The organism is Parafrankia sp. EAN1pec (assembly GCF_000018005.1).
Lineage (GTDB): Bacteria > Actinomycetota > Actinomycetes > Frankiales > Frankiaceae > Parafrankia > Parafrankia soli.
The window spans coordinates 4,232,891-4,259,234 of record NC_009921.1 but is presented as its reverse complement, the minus strand read 5'-3'; the positions used below and the strand labels follow the sequence as shown (position 1 = coordinate 4,259,234).

22 protein-coding genes and 4 pseudogenes are annotated in these 26,344 nt (G+C 70.1%); 4 read left to right on the top strand and 22 right to left on the bottom strand.

The genetic code is table 11. The annotated features are described in order from the left end of the window. Nucleotides 1-66: 66 nt before the first annotated feature. From FRANEAN1_RS40400 to FRANEAN1_RS17305, 16 genes and pseudogenes are all read right to left on the bottom strand, one after another. Nucleotides 67-511, bottom strand: a pseudogene (locus FRANEAN1_RS40400) (IS21 family transposase); the annotation flags it as partial. Nucleotides 512-610: 99 nt separating this feature from the next. Beyond that, a pseudogene (locus tag FRANEAN1_RS43565) lies at nt 611-768 on the bottom strand (FAD-binding protein); the annotation flags it as partial. Nucleotides 769-866: 98 nt separating this feature from the next. Continuing rightward, nucleotides 867-1,688, bottom strand: coding sequence for a mycofactocin-coupled SDR family oxidoreductase (locus FRANEAN1_RS17370; RefSeq protein ID WP_020461132.1), 822 nt, complete (start codon nt 1,686-1,688; stop codon nt 867-869). Nucleotides 1,689-1,941: 253 nt separating this feature from the next. Further along, nucleotides 1,942-2,559 carry a TetR/AcrR family transcriptional regulator gene (locus tag FRANEAN1_RS17365; RefSeq protein WP_198145541.1) on the bottom strand — a complete coding sequence of 206 codons (618 nt, stop codon included), beginning with the start codon at nt 2,557-2,559 and terminating at the stop codon, nt 1,942-1,944. A 95-nt stretch (nt 2,560-2,654) separates the two neighbouring features. Beyond that, on the bottom strand, nt 2,655-3,398 hold the full coding sequence (locus tag FRANEAN1_RS17360) for an SDR family oxidoreductase (RefSeq protein WP_085950118.1): 744 nt from the start codon (nt 3,396-3,398) through the stop codon (nt 2,655-2,657). A gap of 26 nt (nt 3,399-3,424) precedes the next feature. Continuing rightward, nucleotides 3,425-4,240, bottom strand: a complete 816-nt coding sequence (locus FRANEAN1_RS17355) for a glucose 1-dehydrogenase (protein WP_049795956.1) — start codon at nt 4,238-4,240, stop codon at nt 3,425-3,427. 41 nt (nt 4,241-4,281) lie between these two features. Next, a complete protein-coding gene (locus tag FRANEAN1_RS17350) occupies nt 4,282-5,511 on the bottom strand; it encodes an acyl-CoA dehydrogenase family protein (RefSeq protein ID WP_020461128.1) in 1,230 nt (409 codons plus the stop codon). Between the two features lie 24 nt (nt 5,512-5,535). Further along, nucleotides 5,536-6,648: a phosphotransferase family protein gene (locus FRANEAN1_RS17345; RefSeq protein ID WP_020461127.1), complete on the bottom strand. Its 1,113-nt coding sequence runs from the start codon at nt 6,646-6,648 to the stop codon at nt 5,536-5,538. After that, nucleotides 6,645-7,859: an acyl-CoA dehydrogenase family protein gene (locus FRANEAN1_RS17340; RefSeq protein WP_020461126.1), complete on the bottom strand. Its 1,215-nt coding sequence runs from the start codon at nt 7,857-7,859 to the stop codon at nt 6,645-6,647. Before FRANEAN1_RS17340 ends, FRANEAN1_RS17345 begins: the two co-directional genes overlap by 4 nt. A gap of 48 nt (nt 7,860-7,907) precedes the next feature. Beyond that, the gene (locus FRANEAN1_RS17335) at nt 7,908-9,050 is read right to left on the bottom strand and encodes a thiolase family protein (RefSeq protein ID WP_020461125.1); all 1,143 of its coding nucleotides are present in this window, start codon (nt 9,048-9,050) and stop codon (nt 7,908-7,910) included. Continuing rightward, entirely contained in the window at nt 9,047-9,448 is a 402-nt protein-coding gene (locus FRANEAN1_RS17330) for an OB-fold domain-containing protein (RefSeq protein ID WP_020461124.1), read from the bottom strand. Before FRANEAN1_RS17330 ends, FRANEAN1_RS17335 begins: the two co-directional genes overlap by 4 nt. 5 nt (nt 9,449-9,453) lie before the next feature. Next, on the bottom strand, nt 9,454-10,242 hold the full coding sequence (locus tag FRANEAN1_RS17325; protein WP_020461123.1) for an enoyl-CoA hydratase/isomerase family protein: 789 nt from the start codon (nt 10,240-10,242) through the stop codon (nt 9,454-9,456). Between the two features lie 117 nt (nt 10,243-10,359). Further along, nucleotides 10,360-11,550 (bottom strand): acyl-CoA dehydrogenase family protein, encoded by a 1,191-nt coding sequence (locus tag FRANEAN1_RS17320; protein WP_020461122.1) that lies wholly within the window; start codon nt 11,548-11,550, stop codon nt 10,360-10,362. Next, nucleotides 11,547-14,168, bottom strand: coding sequence for an ATP-binding cassette domain-containing protein (locus FRANEAN1_RS17315; RefSeq protein ID WP_020461121.1), 2,622 nt, complete (start codon nt 14,166-14,168; stop codon nt 11,547-11,549). The genes FRANEAN1_RS17320 and FRANEAN1_RS17315 overlap by 4 nt, the downstream gene beginning before the upstream one ends. A 10-nt stretch (nt 14,169-14,178) precedes the next feature. Beyond that, the gene (locus FRANEAN1_RS17310) at nt 14,179-15,048 is read right to left on the bottom strand and encodes a branched-chain amino acid ABC transporter permease (protein WP_020461120.1); all 870 of its coding nucleotides are present in this window, start codon (nt 15,046-15,048) and stop codon (nt 14,179-14,181) included. Continuing rightward, nucleotides 15,036-16,514, bottom strand: a complete 1,479-nt coding sequence (locus FRANEAN1_RS17305; protein WP_020461119.1) for an FAD-dependent oxidoreductase — start codon at nt 16,512-16,514, stop codon at nt 15,036-15,038. Before FRANEAN1_RS17305 ends, FRANEAN1_RS17310 begins: the two co-directional genes overlap by 13 nt. 180 nt (nt 16,515-16,694) lie before the next feature. On the opposite strand from FRANEAN1_RS17305, the gene FRANEAN1_RS17300 reads away from it, so the two are divergent. Both FRANEAN1_RS17300 and FRANEAN1_RS17295 read left to right on the top strand, forming a co-directional pair. Continuing rightward, nucleotides 16,695-17,501, top strand: coding sequence for an SDR family NAD(P)-dependent oxidoreductase (locus tag FRANEAN1_RS17300; protein WP_020461118.1), 807 nt, complete (start codon nt 16,695-16,697; stop codon nt 17,499-17,501). A 123-nt stretch (nt 17,502-17,624) separates the two neighbouring features. Further along, nucleotides 17,625-18,716 carry an IS630 family transposase gene (locus FRANEAN1_RS17295; protein WP_020460454.1) on the top strand — a complete coding sequence of 364 codons (1,092 nt, stop codon included), beginning with the start codon at nt 17,625-17,627 and terminating at the stop codon, nt 18,714-18,716. Nucleotides 18,717-18,821: 105 nt separating this feature from the next. Here FRANEAN1_RS17295 and FRANEAN1_RS17290 read toward each other — a convergent pair. Both FRANEAN1_RS17290 and FRANEAN1_RS17285 read right to left on the bottom strand, forming a co-directional pair. After that, nucleotides 18,822-19,415, bottom strand: a pseudogene (locus FRANEAN1_RS17290) (IS256 family transposase); the annotation flags it as partial. 348 nt (nt 19,416-19,763) lie between these two features. Then, entirely contained in the window at nt 19,764-20,660 is an 897-nt protein-coding gene (locus tag FRANEAN1_RS17285) for an IS110 family transposase (RefSeq protein ID WP_020461116.1), read from the bottom strand. Nucleotides 20,661-21,676: 1,016 nt separating this feature from the next. Here FRANEAN1_RS17285 and FRANEAN1_RS42325 point away from each other — a divergent pair. Further along, a pseudogene (locus tag FRANEAN1_RS42325) lies at nt 21,677-22,309 on the top strand (hypothetical protein); the annotation flags it as partial. Nucleotides 22,310-22,496: 187 nt separating this feature from the next. Beyond that, nucleotides 22,497-23,231: an SDR family oxidoreductase gene (locus FRANEAN1_RS17275; protein ID WP_020461112.1), complete on the top strand. Its 735-nt coding sequence runs from the start codon at nt 22,497-22,499 to the stop codon at nt 23,229-23,231. Here FRANEAN1_RS17275 and FRANEAN1_RS17270 read toward each other — a convergent pair. The 4 genes from FRANEAN1_RS17270 to FRANEAN1_RS17255 are packed head-to-tail and all read right to left on the bottom strand — an operon-like array spanning nt 23,228 to nt 26,311. Continuing rightward, the gene (locus FRANEAN1_RS17270) at nt 23,228-24,073 is read right to left on the bottom strand and encodes a helix-turn-helix transcriptional regulator (RefSeq protein WP_020461111.1); all 846 of its coding nucleotides are present in this window, start codon (nt 24,071-24,073) and stop codon (nt 23,228-23,230) included. The two genes, FRANEAN1_RS17275 and FRANEAN1_RS17270, sit on opposite strands and share 4 nt — an antisense overlap. Before the next feature lie 2 nt (nt 24,074-24,075). Then, nucleotides 24,076-25,017, bottom strand: a complete 942-nt coding sequence (locus FRANEAN1_RS17265; protein ID WP_041254304.1) for an SDR family oxidoreductase — start codon at nt 25,015-25,017, stop codon at nt 24,076-24,078. A gap of 54 nt (nt 25,018-25,071) precedes the next feature. Beyond that, a complete protein-coding gene (locus FRANEAN1_RS17260) occupies nt 25,072-25,428 on the bottom strand; it encodes a siderophore-interacting protein (RefSeq protein ID WP_020461109.1) in 357 nt (118 codons plus the stop codon). Further along, on the bottom strand, nt 25,412-26,311 hold the full coding sequence (locus FRANEAN1_RS17255) for an FAD-dependent oxidoreductase (protein ID WP_020461108.1): 900 nt from the start codon (nt 26,309-26,311) through the stop codon (nt 25,412-25,414). The genes FRANEAN1_RS17260 and FRANEAN1_RS17255 overlap by 17 nt, the downstream gene beginning before the upstream one ends. Nucleotides 26,312-26,344 lie beyond the last annotated feature (33 nt).

The following is a 26,344-nucleotide window of genomic DNA, read 5'->3' as shown; positions in this document are numbered from 1 at the left end:
TCCCTGAAGAAGCGGGGCCCACCGAAGGCGGTGCGGGGCTTGTTTCCGCTGGTTCGGGCGGCCGGCGGCCAGTGCCTGGCGCATCCGTGCCGCTGCCGCGGCGTGGCCAGGGCCGGTGACGACCCCTGTCTGGCCCCAGGACCGCTGGTGGCGGGCGACGGGCCGCCCGTCGCAGGCCACCCCGTCACGCGCTCCGGGGAGGCGGTGACGTCGACGAACCGGCCGATCACACGGGGGTCGGCGGAGTAGTCAACGGTGCCCAGGCGCACGTAGTAGTCGCGGCCGAGGCGGGATGCGGTGGTTCAGGCGGACCGGCGGGTCGACCGGCCCCAGCGGCAGCACCGCCCGGTAGTCGGTGGCGAGCAGGTCGACCGGGCGGCCCTGGACCGCGCGGACGGTGCGGGCGTTGGCCCGCCCCAGCCAGTCACCCAGCTGGGTGTTGAAGTCCGCCGGGGACACGAAACGCCGGCCGGGTAGGTAGGAGGTCTCCAGGAACCCGTTGGCCTGTCACCGTCGCCGGCATCCGCGGCCCCTGCGCCAGCAGCACACGGACCCGAGGCTCGATATTGTCAAGATCAGTAATTTGGGCGTGCGAACCGAGTGGCGCCGTCCGGGGATTGTTGGGAATCCAGACCATCCCGCCGGACGCGCTGGTGCCCCCACCGTCTCGGCCTTCTCGAACAGGCCGACGCTGGCGCCGGCGACGTGGGCGCGGATCGCGGCGGTGAGGCCCGCGGCCCGGTCCCGAGGGACGACCACGTCGAAGATCTAGACCGTCGGACGTCAGACCTTCGAGCGCGAAAGTCCTCGACGGAATCAGGATTTCCGCACACGGCCATGACGATGCCGCTCCCCGCTCGAAGAAATCACTTGCCGGCGAATCCGGCATCGACGGGCATGGCAATGCCGGTGACGTACTTCGCCGCGTCCGAGACGAGCCAACGGACGGCGTCACTGATGTCCTCGGGCTCGAGGACTTCGACCGGCATCGGGTTGGACATGCTTGCGCCCCCGTCGGGCGTGCTCGTCAGGTGCCGTTCGACGTGCTCGTTGCGGATCATCGGAGTGTTGACCCCGGTCGGGTGGACGGTGTTCACCCGGATCGAGTGCGGTGCGAGCTCGAGTGCGAGCGACCGCATGATCCCCACGAGCCCGTGTTTGCTCGCCGTGTAGGCCGTGGCACCCACCGACCCGTTGACGTACCCCTTGAGCCCGGCGCTGGAGCTCGTGAGCACGATCGCTCCGCCCCGCCCGCCGGCGAGCAGGTGCGGAATTGCCGCGTCGACGGTGTTCCAGGCGCCGGTGAGGTTGATGTCGATCGTCACGGCCCATAACTCGTCGCGGTCGTGGTGGGGATCGGACCCGATCAGGGCCACCCCCGCGTTGACGACCACGATGTCCAGACCACCCAGCGCGGCTACTCCCTCGCTCACGGCCACCCGCATGCCGCCCGCGTCCCGCACGTCGACCTGGCTGGTCACGATCCGCCGGCCGATCTTCTCGACCAAGGTAGCGGTCTCGGCGAGGTTGCCAGGCGTGGCCAGCGGGTAGTCGCACACCCCTATGTCCTCGCAGAGATCAGTCGCGATGATGTCCGCGCCGTCCTCGGCGAGTGCGACCGCGTGTACCCGCCCCTGACCCCGGGCGGCACCTGTGATCAAAGCAACTTTGCCGTCCAACTTGCCCACGTGATTTCTCCCGCCTTCGGTGTGATGTCCCTCGTCCCAGTGCGGCCGGTCAGTACGAGGCGGTTCCGCCATCGACGCTGAGCATCGAGCCGGTGATGCCCGCATCCGCGTCCGGCGACTGCGCTCGCGCACGGCGCTCGAGACCAGTCGCCGGACGGGAAACCGTTGGGACGAATGGGCGCACGAGCGCCTCCAACGCGACGCCTATCCTGACGGCGTCAGCGCCTAACGCCCCACCGCCGATCGGCTCGCGTCATTCCTGGCTCGCGACCATGCGCACGCTCGCCCCCGCGACGAAGTCGGAGATCTCGTCCAAGCTCTGCGGACCGTCCGGCCGGTACCAACGCCAGACGCTGACCACCATGCCGAGCAGCATCCGCGCCGTCAGGACGGTGTCGCGCTCCGGGAGCTCCCCGGCCGCGATTCCGCGCTCGATGAGCTCGGCCCAGTTTCGCTCGACCGCCGAGACCAGATCGCGGCACGCCTGTCGCTCGGTCTCCTCGCGCTCCGAGCTTCTCGGCGCGGCCAGCAGCGCCAAGTTGGCCTGCAGGATGCGGTTCTGCAGGGCCTCCTGCGGCGAGAGCGCATAGGCGCTGCGCACGGCGGCGCGCAGCGCTTCGATACCCGTCGGGGCCGTCTCCGTCGCCTCCCGGAACGCGGCCTCCGAGCGGCTCAGCCCGATTCGCATGATCGTCAGAAGGCAGTGGGCCTTCGACTCGAAGTAGTGGTAGAGCGCCGTCTGCCCGATGCCCACGCGATCCGCCACCTTCGACCACTTGGTGGCCTCATAGCCGACCTCGCCGAAACACTGCACCGCAGCTGCGAGGATCGCGGCACGTTTCGACCTCGGCCCCTCGTCGGCGTACTCCAACGGCTGCGCACTCACCAGGCGTCTCCACCCCTGTCGTTCTGTTACGTTCGACCACAGTATCCTGACCCGATCTCAGTTCGGTTTTGGCCGACGACTCAACGCGCAGTCCAACCACCGTCCACCACGAGGACCTGGCCGGTGCAGTAGCTGGATGCCGACGATGCCAGGAACAGCAACGCGCCGTCGAGTTCGTCCGCCTCACCGGCCCGGCGCAGCATGGTGTTGCGGGCGATCCAGCGGGCACCGTCCGCGCTGTCCAGGAGCGCCGCGCTCATCTCGCTGGGGAACCAGCCAGGCGCCAGTGTGTTGACCCGAACGCCGCGCCCGCCCCAGTGCCCAGCGAGTTCCCGGGTCAGCCCCGCCAGACCCGCCTTGGCCGCTGCGTAGCTCGCCCCGCCCATCGGCGCCGCCGACACCAGCCCCAGGACCGATCCGACATTGATCACCGACAGGCCGTGCTCACCGGCCGCCCGGGCGGCGAGCTGGGCCAGGTGAAAGGGTGCCACCAGGTTGGTCGCGAGCACGTCGGCGAACTGCGCCGGAGTCTCGTCCATCGGCAGGGCGCCGCTGTCAGTGCCCGCATTGTTGACGAGCACATCCAACCGCCCGGACTCGGCGACCACCGCGTCGACGAGCGCGAGACGCTGGGACTCGACCGACACGTCGCAGGCCACCGGGCGCAGGCCCACGACGTCCGAGGCGAGCTTCTCCAGCCGGTCCAGGCGCCGGGCAGTGATCCAGACCGTGGCCCCCGCCGCTGCCAGCACCCGGGCGAACCGGGCACCCAGCCCGGACGAGGCCCCTGTGACGAGCGCCGTGTGCCCGGTGAGGTCGAACACCTCCCTCGGGGTCGGAACAGGCGGGTTCACGGGCCCGGCGCGATGGGCAGGGTGAGCGCGCCGCCGTCGAGCACCAGGGTCTGGCCGGTGATCCACGACGACGCGTCGCTCGCGAAGAACACAGCCGCGTTGGCGACGTCCTGCACTGTGCCGAGCCGCCGCAGCGGGAGCTGGGCGGTGAGCACAGGCTCGCGGACCTCCCACACCGCGCGGGCCAGCTCGGTCTTGATGACGCCGGGTGCGAGAGCGTTCACCCGGACGGCCGGGCCGAGTTCGTAGGCGAGCTGACGTGTCATGAGCAGGATGGCCGCCTTGGTGGCGTTGTAGAAGCCAATGCCCGGGTCGACGATCAGCCCGCCGACTGACGCGATGTTGATAACCGAGCCGCCGTGCTCGACCATCCAGCCGCGGACCGCGTACCGGATCCACGCGAGCATCCCGATCTGGTTGACCTTGGTGGTCTTCTCCGCGCGCGGCAGGTCGATGTCGACGAGCGGCCCCATGTAGGGGTTGGTGGCGGCATTGTTGACCAGTATGTCGAGCCGGCCGAGGCGCTCGAGCGCCGCCGTGACCGTCCGCTCGGCGTGCTCGGGCTCACCGGCGTTCGCCACGAGCCCGAGCACCTCGCCGTCGCCCTCGCCCGCCAGCAGCTCCTTCGCCGCGGCCGCCACGCCCTCGGCCTTGCGCGCGCAGATGACCACGTGCGCCCCCTCGGCGCGGAACGCCCTCGCGATGCCGAGGCCGATGCCCCGGGACCCGCCGGTGACCAGCGCGACACGCCCCTTGAGCACCTGTCTCCCGGTCACGTTCCCGGTCTGGTCGGTGGTGCTCTGCTCGGTCATGCTCAGGTGGGTCATGCTCAGGTGGGTCATGCTCAGGTCGGTCATGCCGTCCCTCCCGCCACAACGCCGGCCCGGTAGCGCCGCAGCTCCTGCCGGGCCACGCTGCGCAGGTGCACCTCGTCCGGGCCGTCCGCGATCTGCAGGGCCCTGGTGATCGCGAAGAGCCGGGACAGCACGGTGTCGTCGCTGACGCCGGCCGCGCCATGGACCTGGATCGCGCGGCTCACAACCGTGTGCGCGACGTCCATCGCCGCCACCTTGATCGCGGCGGCATCGGTGCGGGCCGCCTTGTTGCCCTGGGTGTCCATCAGCCATGCCGCGCGCAGGGTGAGCAGCCGTACCTGGTCGATCGTGATGCGACTGCGGGCGATCCACTCCTGGACCACGCCCTTGTCTGCCAGCGGGCCGCCGAACGCCTCCCTCGCCGCCGCGCGCTCGCACATGAGCTCGAGGGCACGCTCGGCGAAACCCACCGCGCGCATCGCGTAGTGCATCCGGCCCGGGCCGAGCCGGGCCTGCGCCATCGCGAAGCCCTCGCCGTCGGCGCCGAGCACGGCGTCGGCGGGTACCCGTACGTCGTCGAAGACGACCTCGCCGTGCCCGAGCCGGTCCCGGTAGCCGAACATCGGCAGGTCACGCACAACGGTCAGGCCCGGCGTGCCACGCGGTACCAGCAGCACGGTCTGCTGCCGGTAGGTGGGGGCATCGGGTTCCGAGACCCCGACGACGAGGACCAGCCGGCACGCCGGGTCCATGATTCCCGAGGCGTACCACTTGCGGCCGTTCACCACGTAGCCGTCGCCGTCCCGGACGATCCGGGTCCGCAGGTTGCGCGGATCCGAACTCGCCACCGCGGGCTCCGTCATCGCGAAGCAGGACCGGATCTCCCCCGCGAGCAGCGGCCGAAGCCAGCGGCCCTGTTGCTTGGGCGTCCCGAACATCGCGAGCAGCTCCATGTTCCCGGTGTCGGGAGCGGAGCAGTTGAAGACCTCGTTGCCGATGATCGACCGGCCCATCTGTTCAGCCAGCGGCGCGTACTCGGTGTTGGTGAGGCCGGCGCCGAGGTCACCGTGGGACAGGAACAGGTTCCACAGTCCTTCGGCCCGCGCCTGTTTCTGCAGCTGTGCCATGACCGGCGGCAGCGCGTGAGGGTCGTCCGCCTCGGCGAGCTGACGGTCGTACTCTGGCTCGCTGGGGATGACACGCTCGCGCACGAAGGCCGCGATCCGCGTCTGTAGGTCGTGCACTCGCGCCGAGTACCCGAATTCCATGGTGGTCCCTCTCGACAAGGCCGGTCAGTCTCCAGCGAGCAGGGCGCGCGCCGAACCGATCAGGGCGGCGATGGTCGGCGGAAGCAGCTCCTGCACCGGGTCGTGGTGCCTGCCCTCGCGGTGTCGCCGCAGGTTGTGCCCCATGATCGCGGCCATCTTCATGCGCCCCAACGCGCGGAACCAGGTCATCTCCGCCGCGGGCCCGAGCTCCGCCCCGCCCGCGGCCCGGTAGGTGCTGACCAGCTCGTCCTCCGTCGGCAGGCCGGGCACCGGATGCCCGACACCGGGGAACAGCGCCGCGTCCCTGAACACCCCGAACCAGCCAAGGTCGACCCGAGGGTCGCCGATGCTCCAGATCTCCCAGTCGACCAGGGCGGTCGGCTCGGTCCCGACGAAGAGCAGATTGCCGAGCCGGAAGTCGCCGTGGACGAGGACCGTGGCGACGGGCTCGGGCACCTTCCGGGCGAGCTGGGCGAGCAGCTCCGCCGAGCCCGGCCGCAGCTCCGCCGGTACGGCGTGCATGGTGCGAGTCCACCGCTCCAGCTCCCGGGCCGGGGTGAGTGGTTCGGGCAGCTCCGCCCCACTTGCGCGCAACCCTTCGGCCAGCATGGGCAGCCCGACAGCGTGCAGCCGGCCGAGCAGCGAGGCCGCGGTCAGCATCCGGGCGCGGGCGAGCGGCCCGGGCAACGGGCCGCCGGGTGGGATGTCAAGGACTGGCTCGACGGCGGCACCATCGGCGAACGACATGGCGAACCAGGCCGGCGGGGTCTCCTCCGACGCGGTGACCTCCGGCACCGGCAGGCCGGTCGGCGCCAGCGCCCGCAGCACCACCGCCTGGCGCAGCACGTCATTGCGCCCGATCGGGCGCTGCCCTGGCGGCACCGCCTTGACGACATGTCCGTCGGCTCCCGCGCGGACGGCGTAGGTGAGCCCGGACCGGCCGCCCACAAGTGGGGTGAGTAGGCCGATCTCGACCCCCGGATGGCGGGCGGCGAGCCGCGCACGGACTCGCACCGCGAGCTGGGCCTCGGCATCCGCCAGCGAGCGCCCCGGCGCCGGGACCGCCTCCGTGCCCGTCTGGTTGCCCGCTGCCGGGCCGGTGTCCGCCGGTGCATCCTGCCTCGTGTCGGGACTCATCGCGCCGGTTCCTTCGGTAGGCCGAGCACCCGTTCGGAGAGAATCGTCCGCTGGATCTCGTCGGCGCCGCCGGCGATCCGGTAGCCGGGAGCGCCGAGCAGGTGCTCGGTCCAGGCGAACGTCCCCCACTGCCCGGTGTCGACGACCAGTCGGTCGCCGAGCAGCTCCGCCACCAGGTTCGTGGTGCGCGCCATCGTGCGCGTCGCGTACAGCTTGCCGACCGACGCCTCCGCGCCCGGCTCGGTGCCTCCCACCAGCGCGGCCGTCACGCGGAGCCCGATCAACCGCTGCACCAGCGTGCGCACGTGCAGGTCCGCGGCCTGGACGAGCTCGGCGTCGGCGAGATCCCGCCCGGCGTGACGGGCGAGGTCGACGGCGCGCTCGGCGTTGTCCAGCCCGAGCGAGCCGGAGTCGAGACGTTCGGCGGCCAGCACCGACAGCGTGACCTTCCAGCCCTGGTTGACCGGGCCGAGGCGGGCGGAGTCGGGCAGCCGCACGGCGTCGAGGTAGACCTCGTTGAAACTGGCGCCGCCGGTCATCTGCCGGATCGGCCGGATCGTCACACCCGGGGCGTCCATCGGCACCAGGAACACCGTGATGCCCCGGTGCTTGGGTGCGTCCCGGTCCGAGCGGCAGACCGCGACCCCGAGTCCAGCGACCGCAGCGCCCGAGGTCCACACCTTGTGGCCGTCGAGCACCCAGCCGTCGCCGTCGCGCACCGCGCGGGTGCGCACCGCGGCCAGGTCGGACCCGGCCTCGGTCTCGGAGAACAGCTGGCAGGCCAGCAGGTCGGCACGCAGCATGGGGCGGATGAGCTCCGCGCGCTGATGCTCAGTACCCCAGGTCCGGATGGTCGGAGCCACGAGCTGCTGAGTCACCGGGAAGACCTCGGTGCGTCGCGGCACGTCGAAGTGCGCCTCCTCGGCGCGGTAGAGCGCATCGTAGACCGGTGGCAGGCTACGGCCGCCGTACTCGGCGGACCACGGCAGAGCTCCCCATCCGGCGTCGAAGCGGGTGCGTTCCCACTCCGCGATGCGGGCGGTGTTCTCCTGTTCCTCCTCGGCAGTCCAGTTTTCGAACACCGCGACTGTGTCGTCGCCGGTGCCGAACTGGCGGGTATGGTCGCGCGGCTTCGCCACCGAGGCCAGCCACGCCCGGGCCTCGGCTCGGAACTTTGTGGGGTCCGGTGCTGCCGGCGGCGCTGCGGGCACAGTTCCTCCTATTCATTCCGGGTCTGTTCGGACGTCGTCAGCCATGCCTCAGACCGACAGCACGGTGCAGGCACTGACACCCGGCGCACCGTAGACGTGGGTGAAGCCGAGCCGCGGTGTCCCGGGGACCTGGCGCTGTCCGGCCTGCCCGCGCAGCTGCGTGACCACCTCGACAACCTGGCGCAGGCCGGATGCCCCGATCGGCTCGCCGTTGGCGATGCATCCGCCGTCGGTGTTCACCGGCAGCGACCCGCCGATGTCGGTGGCGCCCTCGGCAATGAGCTTGTCCTGATCGCCATCGGCGCAGAACCCGCACTCGGCCATGTGCATGACCTCCGCTCCGGCCTCGGTGTCCTGGAGCTGGCAGACGTCGATCTCGTCCGGTCCGACGCCAGCGGCCTCGAAGGCCGCGGCGGCGGCGGCGCGGCTGACACTGGTCAGCTCGCCGGCCGGGATCCAGGGACTGAATACCTCGAAGGTGCCGAACTGGCGGGTGCGGACCTCGGCGGCCCGCAGCGTGACCGGCCGGTTGGCCAGCTCGGCGGCCACGGACGGCGTGCAGAGCACAACCGCGGCGGCGCCCTCCCCCGGCGAGCAGAACATGTAGCGGGTGAGCGGGTCGTTCACCATGCCGGACGCGAGCACCTCGTCGGCGGTGAGCGGCGTGCGGCGCCAGGCCTGCGGCGTCAGCGCGCCGTTGCGGTAGGCCTTCTCGGCCACCCGCGCGAGGGTGCGCGCGGTGACGCCGTGGTCATGGGCGTACCGCTGGATCTTCATCCCGAAGAACTGCGTGGTCACCATGAGCCCGTTGCGGCCGTAGGCGGCGTCGAGCCCCCAGTCCTCGGGCATCGGGGCGAAGGCCCCCCGAGGATGCTTGTCGAAGCCGACGGCGAGCACGACGTCGGCCATACCGGACCGGATCGCGTTCACCGCCGACACCAGCGCGCTTCCCCCGGTCGCGCAGCCGTTCTTGACGTTGAGGAACGGCACGCCGGTCAGTCCCAGATCGGCGACGAGGGTGTCCGCGAGCCCGGCGGCGTCGCTGCCGCCGAACGCGGCCCGGACCCGCGACCAAGGCAGGCCCGCGTCCTCGAGCGCCGCGTGCACCGCAGCCACAGCGTGCTGGCGCCCGCTGCGCTCAGACCGCGCGAACGACGTCCGCGCGGCGCCGGCGATCAGTACGCCGCTCACTGGTCTCCCTCCTGCTCGGACGAGGTGGCGGACGGGGTTGCGCGTGGGACGCCGTCCGTCACCCCCACCCGGACCGGCATCCCGATGCTGATCCGTTCTGGGTCGGCCTTGATGACCGCGGCGACCCGGACGCCCTCGGGCAGCTCCACGTAGCCGACCGCGAACGGGGCGAACCCGCCCGGCGGCGGGACGTAGGGCGGTGACTTGGGCACGAACCGCTGCACCGTCCACGTCCAGACGGCGCCGTGCTCGGAGAGCTGGATCCGGTCCATCCCGCCCCCGCACCTTGGGCAGCCTGCCGCAGCCGGGTAGGTCACGACCGGGCAGCCGGCGCACCGCGAGCCCTCCAGACGCACCGGTTGGGTGTCCAGCGGCGCGCCGGTGCCGATTGTGGTCATGCCGATCAGCGCCCCGTCCACTTGGGCTCGCGCTTCTCCAGGAAGGCCGCGACACCTTCGGCGGCGTCCTCGGAGTTCAGCGTGACGCCGACGGCCAGGTGCTCCAGCACCATGAGGGAGGCGATGTCGGCGTCCAGGCCGCGGTCGACCGCCATCTTCGTCAGCCGCATCTGGAACGGGCTCTTGTCGGTGAGATGGCCCACGAACTCGGCGACGGTCGCGTCGAGCTCGGCCGCGGGAGCACTGGCGTTGACGAGGTCGAAATCGGCCGCCTGCGCTCCGTTGAGCAGCTTGCCGGTGAGCATCAGCTCCTTGGTCTTGCGGATGCCGATCATGCGAGGCAGCCGGTAGATGGGGCCGGCGCCGCCGAACAGCGCCCGGCGGATGTGGAAGTCCCCGATCAGGGCGTTTTCCTCGGCGATCGCGAAGTCGCAGGAAATCATCAACTCGAAACCGCCGGCCGTGACGTAGCCCTCCAGCACCGCGACCGACGGGGTGCTCATGTTGTAGAGCCGGTCGCAGATCTTTGCGGAGATGACCGCGACCTCCATCGCGGTGCTGGAGCCGATGAAGTCTGCCTGCAAGCTGTCCAGGTCGAAGCCGGAGGAGAAGGTGTTCCCCCGGCCCCGCAGGACCACGACGCGCAGCTCTGGGTCGGCGTCGATCTCCGTCACGAGTGTGTCGAGCCGTTCGAGCATCGGCACGGTGATGCAGTTCTTCTTATGCGGGCGGTTGAGCCAGATCCGCGCGACGTTGCCGTCCCGCTCGAACTGCAGGTCGTCCTCGACAGCCATATCTTCCTCCTTATTGAACTGAATTCATTACAGTTTCTTCGCCGGTAAGAGCCCTGTCCAGACCTGTCGAGAGAGGCGAATCTCCCGAATGCCTCCCCGACCGGGCTCGTCAGCCGCTCAGGCCCCGGCTCCGGGTAAGCCCAGAAGGTGGGCAATTCGGCGGCGCTGAGCGGTGGAAGTACCCAGCAGCACCGAATTCGACCGGACACGGCGGACATACAGATGGGCGGAGTGCTCCCAGGTGAAGCCGATTCCGCCGTGCATCTGCACGAACTCGGCCGCGGCGAGACCCGCCGTGTCGTCGCCGACCGCCTTGGCCGCGCAGGCGGCCATCGGCAGCTGCGCGGCGGCCGACAGGTCGCCCGCCACCGCGCCCGCCGCGGACCAGACGGCATACGCCGCCGCCGAGCGGGCGGCCTCGACCTCCACCAGAAGATCGGCGAGGCGGTGTTTGAGCGCCTGGAACGAACCGATCGGCCGGCCGAACTGCCGGCGGGTGCGCACGTAGTCCAGACAGCGTTCGAGGACGAGGCCGCTGATCGCCACCGCCTCCGCGGCCAGGGCCGTGCGCCCGAGGTCGAGCACCATCCCGACCAGCGGCGCGGCCTCGCCCGGCTCCCCCACCACGACGGCGGGCGCATCCCACAGAACCAAGTCGGCCCGGCCTCGGGTCATGTCGAGCACCCGCAGCGGCGTCACAGTGATCGCCGGCCCGCACTCACACGCGAACAGCGTCGGGCCCTCGGCTGTCTGCACCACGACGAGTACCAGGCCCGCGATATGCCCGTACAGCACACGCTCGAGCCGACCCTCGAGGCGCCACCCGGCCGCCGTAGCCCGGGCGGTGACACCGGAGGAGCTGTCCGGCCGGTCCGGCAGGGTGACCGTGGCCACGAGATCGCCTCGGGCCAGCTCCGGCAGCCAGCGCGCGCAGGCCGCCTCGTCCCCCGACGCCTGCAGCACACCCGCGGCAAGCACGGCCGTGGCCAGCAGCGGCGCGCAGAGCAGGGCCCGGGCCGCCTCCTCCACGACGACTGCTAGCTCGGTGACCGTGTAGCCGCTGCCGCCGAACCGCTCCGGAACGGCAAGGCCCACGAGGTCGAGCTCGCGCGCCAGCCGGGTCCAGGTCGCAGGGTCATACCCGGCGGGCGACTCCATGTCGCGGCGCACCCGCTCCTCGGGAGAGACCTCCACGAGGAATTCCCGGACGACGGCCCGGAGCTGCCGCTGCTCGGCGGTCGGCGCGAGTACGACCGGGTCGAGATCGAGCTCCACGGTCTCCCGCGCAGGGCGCACGGGCGCGGTCACCGGCTCACCGCCTCGGTTAGCGGGGTGCCGGAGGCGACGGCCGCAGCACCGCCGAAGTAGGCGTGCTCGGCAAGCTCGGCGAATCCGGGGTCGGCGGGCGAGCCCGTGACCGCGACAGTGCCCTCGTGCAGCACCACCATGTCGGTGGCAAGGCTGAGGGCCCGGCTCAGGAGCTGCTCGAGCAGCACTACCGTCAGCCCCTGTTCGGCCAGCCCGGCGATGCGCTCGTAGATCTCGTCGACCATGGCGGGCGCCAGCCCGAGCGCGGGTTCGTCGAGCACGAGCAGGTCCGGCCCGGCCATCAGTGCCCGAGCCGTCGCGAGGAGCTGCTGCTCGCCACCGGACAGCGCGCCCGCCGACACCGACATGCGGCTGCGCACCCGGTCCGGCAGCCAGTCCATAGTCTCGTCTCGGCGCTGGCGGAGCAGGGCGCCGCGCACCCCCGCCGCATAGGCGGCGACGTCCAGGTTCTCCCGCACCGACAGGGACTTGAACAGGGCGCGCCCCTCGGGCATGAGGCTGCAGCGCAAAGCGCGCCCGTCGACCTGGACGACCTCGCGGGTGCCGCGGGTCGGCACGACGGTGCCGTGCACCACCTTGCCGAGAGTGCTCTTGCCAGCCCCGTTGGCGCCGACGGCGGCGAGGATGCCGCCCCGCGGGATCCGCAGGTCCACGCCGTCCAGCGCGACCACGCCGCCGTAGCGGTGGCCGACGGCGGTGAGCGTGACCAGCGGCTCGCCACGTCCCGCGGCGAGCGCGGCGCGTGGCCGTACCGTTGCCGCGCCCAGGTAAGAGGTGCGGACGGCATCGTCCTGCAGCACGACGTCCGGGGTGCCGCTACCGATGGGCCTGCCGAAGTCGAAGGCCACGACGCGGTCCGCGACCGCGAACAGGTCCTCGATCACGTGATCGATGATGATTATCGCAACACCCTCGTCGCGAAGCCGGCGCACCTGGGTCGCGAGCAGCGCGCGCTCGCCGGCGTCGAGCCCGCCGAACGGCTCGTCGAGGATGAGCAGGTCCGGATGCGCGACGATGGCGCGCGCCAGGTCGAGCCGCTTGCGTACCCCGAACGGCAGCTCGTGCGGGGAGCGGTCCGCGACGTCGGACAGGCCGACCTGCTCCAGCAGCTGCCAGGCTTCGGCGCGCCGCCGCACAGTGGGCCACCGGTGGGCGCACAGCAAGTTCTCGAGCATGCTGAGCTCGCCGAAGGGCTCGGCATGCTGGAACGTGCGCCCGATACCCAGACCGCGACGGCCGGTCGCGCGGCGGCCGAGGAGCTCGTGCCCGCGGTAGCGGGCCGACCCGGTGACCCGACCGCTGGGCAGCAGCCCGGACAGCGCGTTCACCAGCGTGGTCTTTCCGGCCCCGTTCGGCCCGATGATCGCGAGCACCTCGCCCTTCCGCACGCTGAGCGAGACTCCCTCCAGCGCTCTTAGCCCGCCGAATGTCACCGCAAGGTCGCTGATCTCGAGCACGGTCTCGGCGTCCGCGCCGCCCGACGCTGTCCCCCCGGCGTCCTCGGGGCGTGCGGCCGGGACGAGGCCCGGCGCGGCCGGGCCGGTGGCTCGGTCGGCCGTCCCGTCGGCCATCCCGTCGGCGAAACCGGAGGCCGGGCCGGGACGCGGCCGCAGCCACGGTGCCCGCGGGAGTACCGCCCGCCTGAACACCGCCCGCCCGAGTCTCGCGACGGCCGGCACGACACCGCTGGGCAGCAGGAGAAGAACTATGATCAGCACGGTGCCCTGGACGACCATCTGGCTGACCCCGATGTCGTCGGCGAGGGTGGGTGACCACGCCATGAAGGCGCCGCCGACCACGGCTCCGGCGATGGTGCCGACACCGCCGAGCACTGCCGCGGCGATCGTGTTGATGCCGAAGACCAGGGAGAACGACTCTGGGCTGACGTAGCCAGTGATCAGGGCTAGTAGCACACCGGCAAGCCCGGCGGCCGCCCCACTGGCCCCGAAGGCCAGCGCGGTCTGTGCCTCCGGGGCGATTCCGATGGAGCGAGCCGCCAGCGGATGCGACTTCGCCGCGACCATGCGCATCCGCAGGCCCATAGGCCGGGCGAGGGCGGCGACCGTGAGCATGACCCCAGCCGTGACGATCGCCGCGTCGATCGCCTCCGCGCTGCCACCACCGAGGCTTCCCAGGCCGAGCACGCTCGACAGCTCGAGGACAGGAACACCCTGGTCTCCGCCGGTCACACCGGTCCACCGATTGATCACCTCGAGAGCGACCAGGCTGAAGGCCAGGGTGAGCAGGGCGATATAGAGGACGGAGAAACGGGCACCGGCGAAGCCCAGGAAGGCACCGCAGGTTCCGGCCAGCGCCATCGCCGCAAGCACGGTGACCTCCAGCCCCCATCCGTGGGCGGAGCCGTACGCCGCTGTGTAGGCCCCGATGGCGAACAGGGCCGGGTGGCCGACCGACCAGACGCCAGCCCATCCGGCCAGCAGGCCCACGCTGAGCACGAGGACCGCGTATGTCGCCGCCAGGGCCAGCGAGTAGGTCTGGTATGCCGGTATCAGCTCTCCGTGCACGACGACCAGCAGCACGACGGCGAGCAGCGGGCCGGCGAGGACACGGGGCAGAAGGCTCTTGGCCAGGACCATCCGACTCTCCTCAGACCCGCTCGAAGCTGCGCGTGCCGAACATGCCCTGCGGCCGGACGAGCAGGATCAGCACGATGAAGGCGAAGACGAAGGTGTCCCGGAAATTCGCCGAGACGTAGCTGGCCGCCAGGTTCTCCAGGACACCGATGGCCAGGCCTCCCACCACGGCTCCGTACATGCTCGTGAGCCCGCCGAGGAAGATGCCGGCGAAGGCGCGGAACAGCGGTGCCGAGAGCACGGTCGGCGCCAGGCCGGACTTCGGCGCATACAGGACCGCGGCCAGCGCCGCCAGGCCCAGCCCAAGACCCCAGGCGATCCGCGCGACGCGCTGCGAGGAGATGCCGATGATCTCGGCGGTGTCGGACGACTCGGCGACCGCGCGCATCGCCGACCCGAGCATGGTCCGGGTGAACAGCCATCCGACCGCCAGCATCGCCAGGCCCGCGACGCCGATCATGACGAGGTCCTGATTGGCCAGCGTGGATGCCCCGATGGACGTGTCACCCGTCACGAGCGGCGGGAATGCCCGCGGCTGGGTGCCCCAGATGTCGCTGACGACCGATTCCATGATCAGGGAGACGGCCATGGTCATGACCAGCGCGGCGAACAGCTGGCCGCTACCGAGCGGGCGGATGACCGCCTCGCGGACAACCAGCCCGAGCACCACGGCAGTGACGACCGCGGCCACGAGGCCACCGACGACACCCCACCCGTTGTCCGCGCACATCAGCGCGACGTACACCGCGAACGTCGCCATGCTGGCGAGCGCGAAGTTCACCACGTCGGTCGCCCGGTAGATGATGACGAGACCCAGGCCCATCAGCCCGTAGACGGCACCGCTCGCGATGCCACTGATCACTACTAGTACTAAATGGTCCACCCTGCGGACCTCCTCATGCTGGCCTTGGGACCCTGGGACTCAGTTGGCTCGGATTCAGTTCGAGACGCCGGCGGTGTCGCACCGCCGGTCACCACACCGGAAGGCGCCGTCTGCGCCATGGCCGCGTCGGCGGCCGCGAGCCCGAACACGACAGCCGGCGCCAGGCCACCCGCGTAGGCCCGGTCATAAAGGCCGCCCGTGTCGGAGCCCGCCGCGAAAAGCCCTGGCACCGTTCCTCCGCCGCCGGCCAACACCCGGCCGGTGGAATCGGTTCGGATGCCGGTGAAGGGGAAGGTCACTGCCGGCTGCACCTCAACGGCGTAATAGGGCGGCTCGGTGAGCGGCCGGCTGTCGAAGCGGCGCTCCGGCCGCACGGTGCCGGTCTCCGACCTGGCGTTGACCCGCTCGATTTCCCGGTGGATCCGGTCGCCGTCGTATCCCCACTCCTGGGGCATGTCGGCGAACTCGGCCACGCTTGCGGCTAACGCGCAGCGGGCACCGCGCCGCTGCGCGAGCGCGAACTTGTCCGTGCTCGGTGCGCCAGGTGCATACGCACCTGTCACCCACTCGCGGTGCCCGCGCGCGTCGGTGACGAGCAGGCCGCGGGCCTCCGGCTGATCGAGCAGCGCCATCGTCGTCAGGTGGTCGCCGGCCGTCTCGTCGATGAACCGCTCGCCGGCCAGATTGAACAGCAACGCGTGCTCGCTGTAGTAGAGCGCGAGGTCGACGAAGAGCTCCGGCTCCAGCCGTACACGGGTCGGGACCAAGTGGCCGTAGAACCCGGCCGAGGGCAGGCCCGTCAGCGCGCCCGCCGACTCGGCGAGCCGCAGCCCGTCGCCGCGGCTGAACGGGTTGGACCGCAGCGGGACGTCCCTTGCCGCCGGGCCGAGATGGCGGGCGCGCAGGTCCGGATCGGCCTGGAACCCGCCGGTCGCGAGCACCGTCGCCGCCGCGCGCACCTCGCGCGCTTGCCCGTCCGGCAGCAGGAGCTCAGCGCCCACGACCCGGCCGTCCTCGCGCAGCAGCGCCCGCGTCTCGGTGCCGGCGAGCACCTCGCCGTGCTCACGCACGAGACGGGCGCAGGCGTCGAGGTAGTGCCCGACGTCGACTGGGTAGCCGCGCCCGAAGCACAACACACCGACGGCGTCGCCGACCGTCACGCCCAGCCTGCGGATCCACTCGATCGCGCCATCGAAGCCGTCGACGAGCGCCGACCGCAGCGCCACATCCCCACCGGGGTTCACCTCGGCCATGACCTCGTGCAACGGGGCGGTCCAGACGAACCCCGCGAAGCGGGCGGAGCCCCCGAGCGTGTTGGCGCGCTCGACCAACAGGACCGAGGCGCCCGTGGCGGCCGCGCGGGCCGCGGCGGTCAACCCGGCCATGCCGCCGCCTATGACGACGACATCCGCATTCATGATCGACTGTGCCTGGGTCGTCGGTGCTGTGGACCGGACAAGCGACATGCGACCTCCTCGCCAGTGCGTCGTCGGCGACTCTAATTGAACTAAACTCAGTTCGTCTAGATGTCGATAGCTCTATCGTGACGAACGGCGTGGTCGCGGCGGGGGCAGGCCACGGCCTACTGCGCTCGCCAACTAGTGAGAGGTAAGGACCATGAACATCGAGCCCGACGGGTTCCCGGCGTGGTAGCCGGGGCGGCTGGACGAGAAGGGGTCGCTCCGAAACTCGCAGGTCGACGCGCCCTGATCACGGGGGCCGGTAGCGGGATCGGACGGGCGACGGCCCTCCGGCTGGCCGCCGACGGAGCCGGCATCGCGGCGGTGGATGTCGACCTCGATGCGGCTGCCAAGGTCGCCGACGAGGCCACCGCCCTTGGGGTCGGCGCGTTGGCGCTGTCGGCTGACGTGGGCGACGAGGCGGCCGTGCGCGACGCCGTCTCGGCCGCAGTCGGCCACCTCGGCGGGCTCGACACGGTCGTCGCTGCCGCCGGGATCACCCGTGCCGGCCGGACCGACGAGACCACTCTGGACGCGTGGAACCTGATCATCAGGATCAATCTGACGGGCGTGTTCCTCACCCTGAAACACGCGCTGCCCCATCTCTGCGCCGCGGATGGCGGCGCCATCGTGACAATCGGTTCGGTGGCGTCGCTGGTAGCGGCCGGGCGGAGCTCCAGCTACGACGCGTCGAAGGGCGGCGTACTCCAGCTCACCCGGGCAGTCGCGGTGGAATACGCCGACCGGGGCGTACGCGCGAACTGCGTGTGTCCTGGGGTGGTCGCCACGAACCTGGCGGCCAACAGCCAGACGATCGCCGGCCCGCTGGACGCCGCCCGCGGCGACAACCCGCAACTGCGGGTGAGCGTGCCGATGGCGCGCCACGCCGACCCCGCAGAGATCGCCGGGGCCGTGGCGTTCCTGTGTTCCGACGACGCCTCCTTCATCACCGGTGCGGCGATCGCGGCCGACGGCGGCTTCACCGCCGTTTGACGATGGGCTGGACGGATGACGCGCTGAACCGCCCCGGGAAGGTTGGAGGCTCTAGTGCGGCGTAAACAAATGCTCGTTCCAGTGACACTGTTAGGCTAGAAAAAGTGTGGGTAAATTGGACACATGATCCTAACTGATAATCAACGCAATATTCTCGAGTCCTTGGCTGGAGGTGGTGGGTACGACAGGTCTGCGGCTGCCCGCGCCCGTATGGTGCTATGGCGGGACGAAGGATTCTCAGTGCGGGAAATAGCCGAGAAGGCGGGCGCGTCGAAGCCTACCGTGCGACTGTGGCTGTCGCGCTATGACGAGGAGGGGCCGGACGGCTTGCTGAGCCGGGTGTCCCCGGGGCGGCCACGGGAGGTCCCGGGGCGGGTACGGGCGCGGATCCTGGCGTTGACCAGGACCACTCCTCCACCGGAGACCGGACTGAGCCACTGGACGAGCACCGAGATGGCGCGGTACCTGAAGCGCCGCGAAGGAGTGTCGGTCTCGCACACCTTCGTGGCCCAGCTGTGGCGGGAGAACAATCTCCAGCCGCACCGGCACCGAGTCTTCAAGCTCTCGGCGGACCCGGATTTCGAGGCCAAGGTGGAGGACGTCGTCGGCCTCTACCTTGATCCCCCCGAGGGCGCCGAGGTCCTGTCGATCGACGAAAAGCCTGGGGTGCAGGCACGCGACCGGACGCAGCCACCGCGGCCGGTCGCCTCCGGCCGGGTCGCCACCCGCACGCACGACTACCAGCGGAAGGGCACGACCGACCTGTTCGCCGCCCTCGACGTCGGGACGGGGCGGGTCACCGCCAGGTGCTTCCCCAGCCACACCAGGGCCGATTTCCTCACGTTCATGGACCAGGTCATCGCGGAATACGGCGGTGCGGAGCTCCATGTCGTGGTCGACAATCTGGCCACCCACTACGGCCCCGACGTCGACACATGGCTACGCAGACACAAGAACGTCACGTTCCATTTCACCCCGTCCGGCAGTTCATGGCTCAACCAGGTCGAGAACTGGTTCGGTATTCTCACCCGGAACGCACTCCAGCGCGGGGCGTTCGTCTCGGTCCAGGACCTCGTCAACACCATCAACAACTATGTCAAGAACTGGAACTGGGACGCCCATCCGTTCGAGTGGACAGCCACCGCAGAAGAGATCGTAGCCAAGGTGGAGGTACTCCACCGGGAATTCAGGAAGCTGCTCGCCAACAACTTGTGACGACATTTAGTTATGTATCATCGGAAAGAATTTTGGTTTACAATCTACTAGGTTGTGACTGTGACCTGGGGGCTGTGTCGCCAACGGTGTTTCCGGCATGGTTGATCAGTAGCTCTCGGCGGATGGCCAGCGGTCACGGAAGGTGATCGCGAAGGCGTCGATCACGGGCTTCCATCGGATCATCCACCGAGCGCGGCCCGTCCCGGTGGGGTCCAGGCTGCGGGTCACAAGGTACAGGCATTTCAGCGCGGACTGGTCGCTGGGGAAATGCCCGCGTGCGCGAACAGCCCGCCGGTAGCGGGCGTTCAACGACTCGATCGCGTTCGTCGAGCACAGCAGGCGGCGGATCTCGATGTCGTAGTCGAGGAACGGAATGAACTCTTCCCAGGCGTTCCGCCACAGCCAGACCACCGCCCGATATTTTCTGCCCCAGGCTTCCTCGAACGCGTCCATCGCAGCAGCCGCTGCTGCCGGAGTCGGAGCAGTGTAGATGGGCTTGAGGTCGCGCTTGATCGCGTCGTGGTCAGCACGCGAAGCGAGCCGGAACGTGTTACGGATCAGATGGATGATGCACGTCTGGACGGTGGTGGCGGGCCACACGTTCTCGACAACGTCAGGCAGGCCCTTCAGCCCGTCGCAGACGAGGAAGAACACGTCGGCGACACCCCGGTTCCGCAGGTCGGTGAGCACGGACATCCAGCTGTTCTGGAGGGCTTGTCAAGTTGATTTTTCCTGCTGCCGGGCAGGACGGCTCGACCGGCGACGGATCGCCAGTTGATGATCTTATATGAGCTTCGTCGGTCGGCTGATTCGGCGGCCTGCCCGCGCGGCGCCTTCTCATGTAGACGCATTCGTGATGCTGGCTGTTGTTCGCGCTCGCTAAGCAGGCAGGGGCCGGGGCGTCTTGCTGGATACGCGGTCCGAGTTGACGGCCGCTGATACTTGACGACGTCGGTCCGGCCCCTGCCGCCGTGGCCCTCTCGCGTCACCCGTCGCGAGAGGAGTCTCTGCCGGCGGTTCGGCGGTAGCGTTGTGTGAGGCGGCCGGCTACGTCGTGATGGACGCCTTTCGAGTGGTTCTAACGGGTCGGCGAACGTTTCCAGACCGAGATACGGCCGCTGCCCATTGGGCCTCATCGAACGGCTGCTGGGAACGGAGGACCGCGAAGGCGAGACGGTGCGCACGGTGCGCAACGGCGATCGTGGAAACCATCGGTTTCTTGCCGCTCTCACGCAATCGTCGCCGGTAGGCGGCGAAATCCGGGTGGTGAAGGGCTATCGAGGTGCCGAGCGCGATTATCGCCTGCCGCAGTTCAACCGAGCCGATCTTGCTGATCCGGGCGCCGGCCGCGCGTCGTCCCGCGGATTCGTAGATGGTGGGTGCCAGGCCGGAGTAGCGATAAGCAGCGTCGGCATTGGCGAATCTCCACGGATCACCTAACGCGGCGCCGTAGTAGGAAGCGGTGACAACCCCGACACCAGGAACCGTCGCGAGGACCGCAGCCGGGGTCAGCGGCAGCAGGCGCGCCAGCTCCTGGTCGCAGTTGGCCAGGTCACGCAGCAACTGCTCGAACGCGGCAGCGTCCTGGACGAACAATCTGGCCGCGACCTGGCGTTGCGCCTCCGGGACACACATCGCCTGCGCCGCCGCCGCGATGACCTCCGCCGCCTTGGGACGCAGCATCCTCACATCGTGAGCGGCCGCATGGGCGACGAGCTGACTGGGGTCCATCGCCGCGATTCGGGCGGGCTCCGGAAGCGACGCGAGCAGCATCCGCAGCGTCTTGGATTCCAGGCCGGTCCGGAAGCAGCCAGTTAGGCCGGGGAAGGCGAGGTCTGCCAGAGCGTGGACCTGACTTCCCAGCGCTTTGACCGCGGCAAGTTTCCGCCGCCGGTGAGCAACCCACATTCGCTGCTCGGCGACGGGGCCATCCTCGCGGTGCAATGGCCAGCCCTGCCCGCATGTGACAGCCCAACCGGGCGGCGATGGCACTGGTCCGTTCGCCGTCCCAGCTAGCCACGATCATCTTCGCCCGCATGGTCCAGTCACCGGGAGCATGCCGCGCCCCGGCCAGCTTCCGGACCTCCTCCGCGTCCGCGGGAGAGCGGGCATACAACAACTTCGGCATGAAAGACCGCCTCCCGACCAGCATCCCACCGGCGGAAAAACGATCTACAGCCGCAATGAGGAACGTTGCATTAGCCAGGTCAGACGCCGACTACGCAACGCGGTGGACCTAACGCACCACAATAAGAACCAGATGATCTTGGTTCAGGGCCCTGAAATCACCATCCGTCCGGTCGCCGCACGACTGCTGACCAGGTGCGATGCAGAATGAGGGCCGAAACTGGGACATCATCCAATGGTTCGAACGAATGTTCCGCAGACCTGGCGGTTCCTGAGAGCACGGTCACACTCGTGACCGTCATCGTAGGGACCGTCGTCGGCCTGACATTCCTTTTCGGCTTCGGCAATGTGCTCGCGCTCGGCCTGCGCCTCGGGGTGCCGATCTGGGTCGCGCCCTTGGCCTCCCGTGGGTTCAGCCAAACTGAAGGGTCCTCAGCCCGAACTCAAGGGTCCAACCCCGCCAGGACCGGGGTGGACCCGTGAGTTCGGGCCAACCGCTGGCAGCGCACGACGCGGGGACCGGCTCCCCGACCGCGCCCAGGGGGCGGCAGACGGGCGGCATCGTCCACGTGCCTGGCACGCCATCCAGGCAGTTTCCCAGCAGCGCCAGGCGTTCCCGGGCCGCCGGCCACCTGGGGGCCGCAGGCTGCCACGCTCCCTCACTTTCACCGCTTCTGCAGGAAAGGCAGCAAGGACGAGGGAGGCTCAGGAATCCCGAAGAACCGTCAACCCGCCTCGGGGCCGGGGCCGGTGGGCCGGAAGGCGCTGTCCCAGGCCAGAACACATGATCCAGGTCGGCAGCCGGGAACCATGAACTGAAGGGTTATTTCTCAGTCGCGCCGGCCGTCGACCTGTCCGTGGTGGCCCTCTTGCTCGGCACGCGGCACCTGGCCCTGCACGGCGGGCCGGTCGACGTACTGAAATCAGCACGACGTCTACTCATCTTCTCCAGCATGGTAACGCTGGCCCTGAATGTCGCGGAACCCCTGATCGAACGAGACTACGGAAAAGCCGCGTTCGACGCCGTAGGCCCGCTTCTCCTGATCGGATGGAGCGAGGTCGGCCCCGGACTTCTCCAGGCCATTCGGACAGCTGGCCCGCGCGCAGAGCCGGCGCCTGCCGCGCGAGGCCAGGCCCGCCTCGGAGAACCTACGAAGCCCCCGGAGCAGGTCAGCCCGCCGGCACCGTCAGCCGAGCCGCTGCACGATCACCGGACGCCGCCGCGGACGAACCCCCACGTGGACCGACGGTTGTCCGCCCACCAGGACCTCCTGCACCGAGCCCGCACCGAAGACGCCCTCCACTGGCAGCACCACCACCGGCCGATCTCCGCCGACACCCTCCGCAAACGCCTCCACATCGGCACCACCACCGCACGCAGCCTCGTCACCCAGCTACGCACCGACACCCACGCCCGCCTCGACACCCCGCACCACGAGCCCGATCCCCTCCCGACCCCACCATGATGAGAAGGGCGAGGCCGGTCACGAACTGACTGGCCCCGCCACTTCGGCCTGACCGACTTGCTCACCCTCCAGCGGCATGCGCTCCGTGTGTGACATGCGCGCGAGTCACAACTCGCGGTGCTGTCCGGTCATAGCTGGCGTAGCCGGGTGAACGCCCGGCCTCCCGACCGAGACAGAGGTGTGAGACATGAAGATCGCCGTGCTGGGTGGTACCGGGCTCATCGGCTCGCAGGTCGTCAAGATCCTTCAGGCGGAGGGGCACGAGGCGGTGCCGCTGTCGCCGTCGAACGGGGTGGACCTGCTCACCGGCGAGGGCCTCGACACCGGACTCAAGGACGCCGACGTCGTGCTGAACCTGACGAACTCGCCGACCTTCGACGAGGCCTCGGCCGACTTCTTCCGGACGACGATGGAAAATCTGCTGGCGGCCGCGCAGCGCGAGGGCGTCGGCCACGCCGTGATCCTGTCGATCGTCGGCGTGGACCAGGTGCCGGACCTCGCCTACTACCGCGCCAAAGCGCTGCAAGAGGAGATCCTGAAGGCGGGCCCGGTGCCGTACTCGATCATCCGCGCCACCCAGTTCTTCGAGTTCGCCGACGCGATCCTGTCCTGGACCGCCGACGGAGAAACGGTGCGGCTGCCCGGCACGCCGGTGCAGCCGATGGCGTCGGCCGACGTCGCAAAGGCGGTGGCCGAGGTCGCCGTGGGCGCGCCGCTGCAGGGCACCCGGAACGTGGCCGGCCCCGAGGTCTTCACGCTCGACGAGTGGGGCCGGGCCGCGCTGGCTGCCAAGGGCGACAAGCGCACGGTCGTCGTCGACCCGGCCGCCGGCATGTTCGGCGCGGTGCCCGGCGATGTCCTGATCGCCCCGGAGGGCGCAGTCCTCGCGAAGACCTCCTACCGCGACTGGCTGACCCGCTAGTCGCCGAGATCGGCGGTCAGCGCCTCGTCGAGGTGCTGGCCGCCGATCACTTTCAGGACTTCTAGTTTCTCGTGGCTCTCGCTGCCTGGTTGTGCGGTGTAGACGACCAGTTGCTGCGACTGGTCCGGGTCGATCAGCCGCTGGCAGTGCAGGTCGATCGGCCCGACCTGCGGGTGCACGAGCTGGACCGGGCCGCAGTAGCGGCTCGCCACAGGATGCCCACGCCAGAGCCCGGCGAACTCCGGGCTTTCCTCGAGCAACGCGCCGACCAGCGCGCCCGCCCGGGAATCCTCGCCGTCGCGGATGTGCGACCCGTGCAGGTCCGCAACGATGAGCGGCCCCTCCGCGGGCCGGAGAAGCCGCGTCGTCGGGTCGGTGAACCAGCGATAGTGCAGGCTGCGCGCGAGACCCTGGTGGACGCTCTCGTCGCCGATCAGGGCGACGGACAGCGGGGTCTGCAGCAAGGTCTCGCCGAGCGGGCTCACCACCTGCGCCGCGGCATCTCGCAGACCGTCGAAGATGCGCATCATCCCCGGGTTGACGTGGTCGTCTGTGGAGCGGCGCGGGGTGGCGTACCCGGCGAGCCGGAAGAGATGGTCACGCTCCTCCATGGACAGGCGCAGCCCGCGGGCGAGCGCACCGAGGATCTGCTCGGAGGGATGGGGACCGCGCGGCTGTTCGAGGCGGCTGTAGTAGTCGATCGACATGTCGGACAGCACGGCCACCTCCTCGCGGCGCAGGCCGTGGGTGCGCCTGCGCCGCCCGCGGGGCAGGCCGACGTCCTCCGGTTGCAGGGCTTCACGACGGGTACGCAGGTATTCGGCCAGCCGGGCGCGGTCCATGCTCACACCGCCGCGAACTCGACGCCGGCGAGACGTTGCGAGACGTCCCACAGCCTGGTGGCCGCGTCCTCGTCGCGTGCCGGGCGGTAGATCTCCAGCTCGGCCGGACCGCCGGTGAACTGGCCGAAGCCGTCCGGACCGTAGAAGTGGCCGCCCTCGGCGTCCGGACTGGTGGCCGCGTACAGGGCCGGGAGCAGGCCCCGGTCGACGCCCTGGACCAGGACGCCCCAGCGGGCCAGGCGCTTCATGGCGGCCTCGATCGGCGAGGATTTCTCCCGGCCCAGGTTGGGTCCGGCGGCGTACAGGCCGGTCAGGGTGGTGCCGGGGTGTGCGGCGTTGCTGACGATCCCCCAGCCCCCGGCCCGGGAGCGCCGGTCGAGTTCGAGTGCGAACAGCAGGTTCGCCAGCTTCGACTGGTTGTAGGCGCGGATCGGCGCGTACGCCTGGTCGCTCTGCAGGTCTTCCCAGTTGAGCTTGGCGTGCCGGGCCGCGCTGCTGGTCATCGTGGTCACCCGGGCGTGGCCGGCGTTCAGCAGCGGCAGCAGCCAGCCGGTGAGCGCGAAGTGCCCGATGTGGTTGGTCCCGAACTGCAGTTCCAGGCCGTCGGCGGTGGTGTGCCGCGTGGCAGGCGTCATCAGCCCGGCGTTGTTGATCAGAATGTGGATCGGCCGGCCCTCGGCGTTCAGGGTGTCGCCCAGGGCCTCCACCGACTTCAGCGAGGCCAGGTCGAGTTCGCGGAGCGACACGTCCGCACCGGGCGCTTCGGCGCGGATGTGGCTCAGTGCGGCCTCGCCCTTGGCCTCATCGCGGACCGGCAGGAGAACCTTGGCGCCGGCCGCGGCCAGGCGGGTCGCCAGACCCAATCCAAGGCCGCTGCTCGCTCCGGTCACCACGGCGAGTCGTCCGGTCAGATCAATGGTGTTCTGCATGGTTACCTTCTTCATGCCTCAACGCTGACGCCACTCGGCGTCCGGAACCATGTCCTGTCAGTACAAGGCTCAGCCGCGGTGCCAGCCCCGCAGCTTGGCGGGATTCAGCACGGCCCAGAGGGTCGTGGCCCGGTCCTCGTGGCAGCCGACGGCGATCACGGCCACGGCCGTGCCGGCCCGGCGGACAAGCAGGGCGGCACGCCCGTTGACGCTCTCGACGGTCAGGTCGGCTCCGGGCAGCAGGGCCTGGATCAGCCGGGCGATCTGGGCTGCTCCGTGCACGGGTCGGAGCGGGGCGGGCACGTGGCCACCGCTGTCGCACACGGCGACGGCGTCCGGGTCGAGGACGGCCTCGATCGCGACGCCGTCGCCCGCTCGGCAGGCCGCGGCGAGCCGGCGTACGGCGTCGTCATGAACGCGGGGCATCGCCTGCCGTGACAATGTCCACCCGGGCATCCGCCGTTTCGGCGGGCTCGGGCATGCGGGGGTTGGCACCGGCCAGGAATGCCTCCCGGGGGTGCTGCACCGAGGTCAGCGAGACGATGTCCCGGCCGAACGGCACAGCGGTCGCCCAGACCGCGAGCACTCGGACTTTCCGCTCCCAGGTTGGCACCGCGAGCGCGTGGTAGCCGCGGTGCATCAGCCAGGCCGGGAAGCCCTTGATGACCAGGCGGTGGAACTGGAAGATGCCGAGGCCGAGGCCGAGTGTGGCGACCACGCCGAGGCTGTGGTGCACGTACGGTCGGGGCTCCCGCCCGCGCAGCGTGGCGATCAGGTTTCGGGCCAGCAGCTTGCCCTGGCGCACCGCGTGCTGGGCGTTGGGCACCGTCGAGACGCCGGGCCGCTCCGCGGCAAGGTCGGGGATGGCGGCGTCGTCGAAGGCGGTCAGCATCCGATCGCGGATCGCGACGGCCTCCTCCACGTGCTTCTTCCCGATCGCATGCTCGGTCACGCCGGGGATCGCCAGGGTACGGGTCACCGCGCCCGCGGTCACGACGATGATGTCGTACTCGAGCGGGTACTCCGCACCCACGGCCGGACGTACCGTGACCGTCTTGTGCGCGTGGTCGACCCTGGTCACCCGCCCCGCGACGATCTCGGCCCTCCGCAGGTGCCGGCGCAGCGAGACGGCGGCGTGCCGCGCCTCGACCGAGCCGGCCAGCACCTCGGGCAGGAACGGCTGATAGGTCATGTACGGCCGGGGATCGACGACGATCACCCGCGCCTCACCCCGGCGAAGCTTCTTCTCCAGCTTCCAAGCCGTGTAGAAGCCGGCGTACCCGCCGCCAACGATCAGGATCGTCCGCATCTTCGTCCCTGTCTCTCGCCATCACGAGTACAG

Excerpts from the sequence above, each read along its gene's own strand:
- FRANEAN1_RS17355 (WP_049795956.1), bottom strand. The coding sequence starts at position 4,240 with ATGACCGAGCAGAGCACCACCGACCAGACCGGGAACGTGACCGGGAGA.
- FRANEAN1_RS17305 (WP_020461119.1), bottom strand. The coding sequence starts at position 16,514 with ATGTCGCTTGTCCGGTCCACAGCACCGACGACCCAGGCACAGTCGATC.
- FRANEAN1_RS17255 (WP_020461108.1), bottom strand. The coding sequence starts at position 26,311 with ATGCGGACGATCCTGATCGTTGGCGGCGGGTACGCCGGCTTCTACACG.
- FRANEAN1_RS17350 (WP_020461128.1), bottom strand. The coding sequence starts at position 5,511 with ATGGAATTCGGGTACTCGGCGCGAGTGCACGACCTACAGACGCGGATC.
- FRANEAN1_RS17330 (WP_020461124.1), bottom strand. The coding sequence starts at position 9,448 with ATGACCACAATCGGCACCGGCGCGCCGCTGGACACCCAACCGGTGCGT.
- FRANEAN1_RS17325 (WP_020461123.1), bottom strand. The coding sequence starts at position 10,242 with ATGGCTGTCGAGGACGACCTGCAGTTCGAGCGGGACGGCAACGTCGCG.
- FRANEAN1_RS17295 (WP_020460454.1), top strand. The coding sequence starts at position 17,625 with ATGATCCTAACTGATAATCAACGCAATATTCTCGAGTCCTTGGCTGGA.
- FRANEAN1_RS17275 (WP_020461112.1), top strand. The coding sequence starts at position 22,497 with ATGAAGATCGCCGTGCTGGGTGGTACCGGGCTCATCGGCTCGCAGGTC.
- FRANEAN1_RS17345 (WP_020461127.1), bottom strand. The coding sequence starts at position 6,648 with ATGAGTCCCGACACGAGGCAGGATGCACCGGCGGACACCGGCCCGGCA.
- FRANEAN1_RS17270 (WP_020461111.1), bottom strand. The coding sequence starts at position 24,073 with ATGGACCGCGCCCGGCTGGCCGAATACCTGCGTACCCGTCGTGAAGCC.
- FRANEAN1_RS17265 (WP_041254304.1), bottom strand. The coding sequence starts at position 25,017 with ATGAAGAAGGTAACCATGCAGAACACCATTGATCTGACCGGACGACTC.
- FRANEAN1_RS17260 (WP_020461109.1), bottom strand. The coding sequence starts at position 25,428 with ATGCCCCGCGTTCATGACGACGCCGTACGCCGGCTCGCCGCGGCCTGC.
- FRANEAN1_RS17315 (WP_020461121.1), bottom strand. The coding sequence starts at position 14,168 with ATGGTCCTGGCCAAGAGCCTTCTGCCCCGTGTCCTCGCCGGCCCGCTG.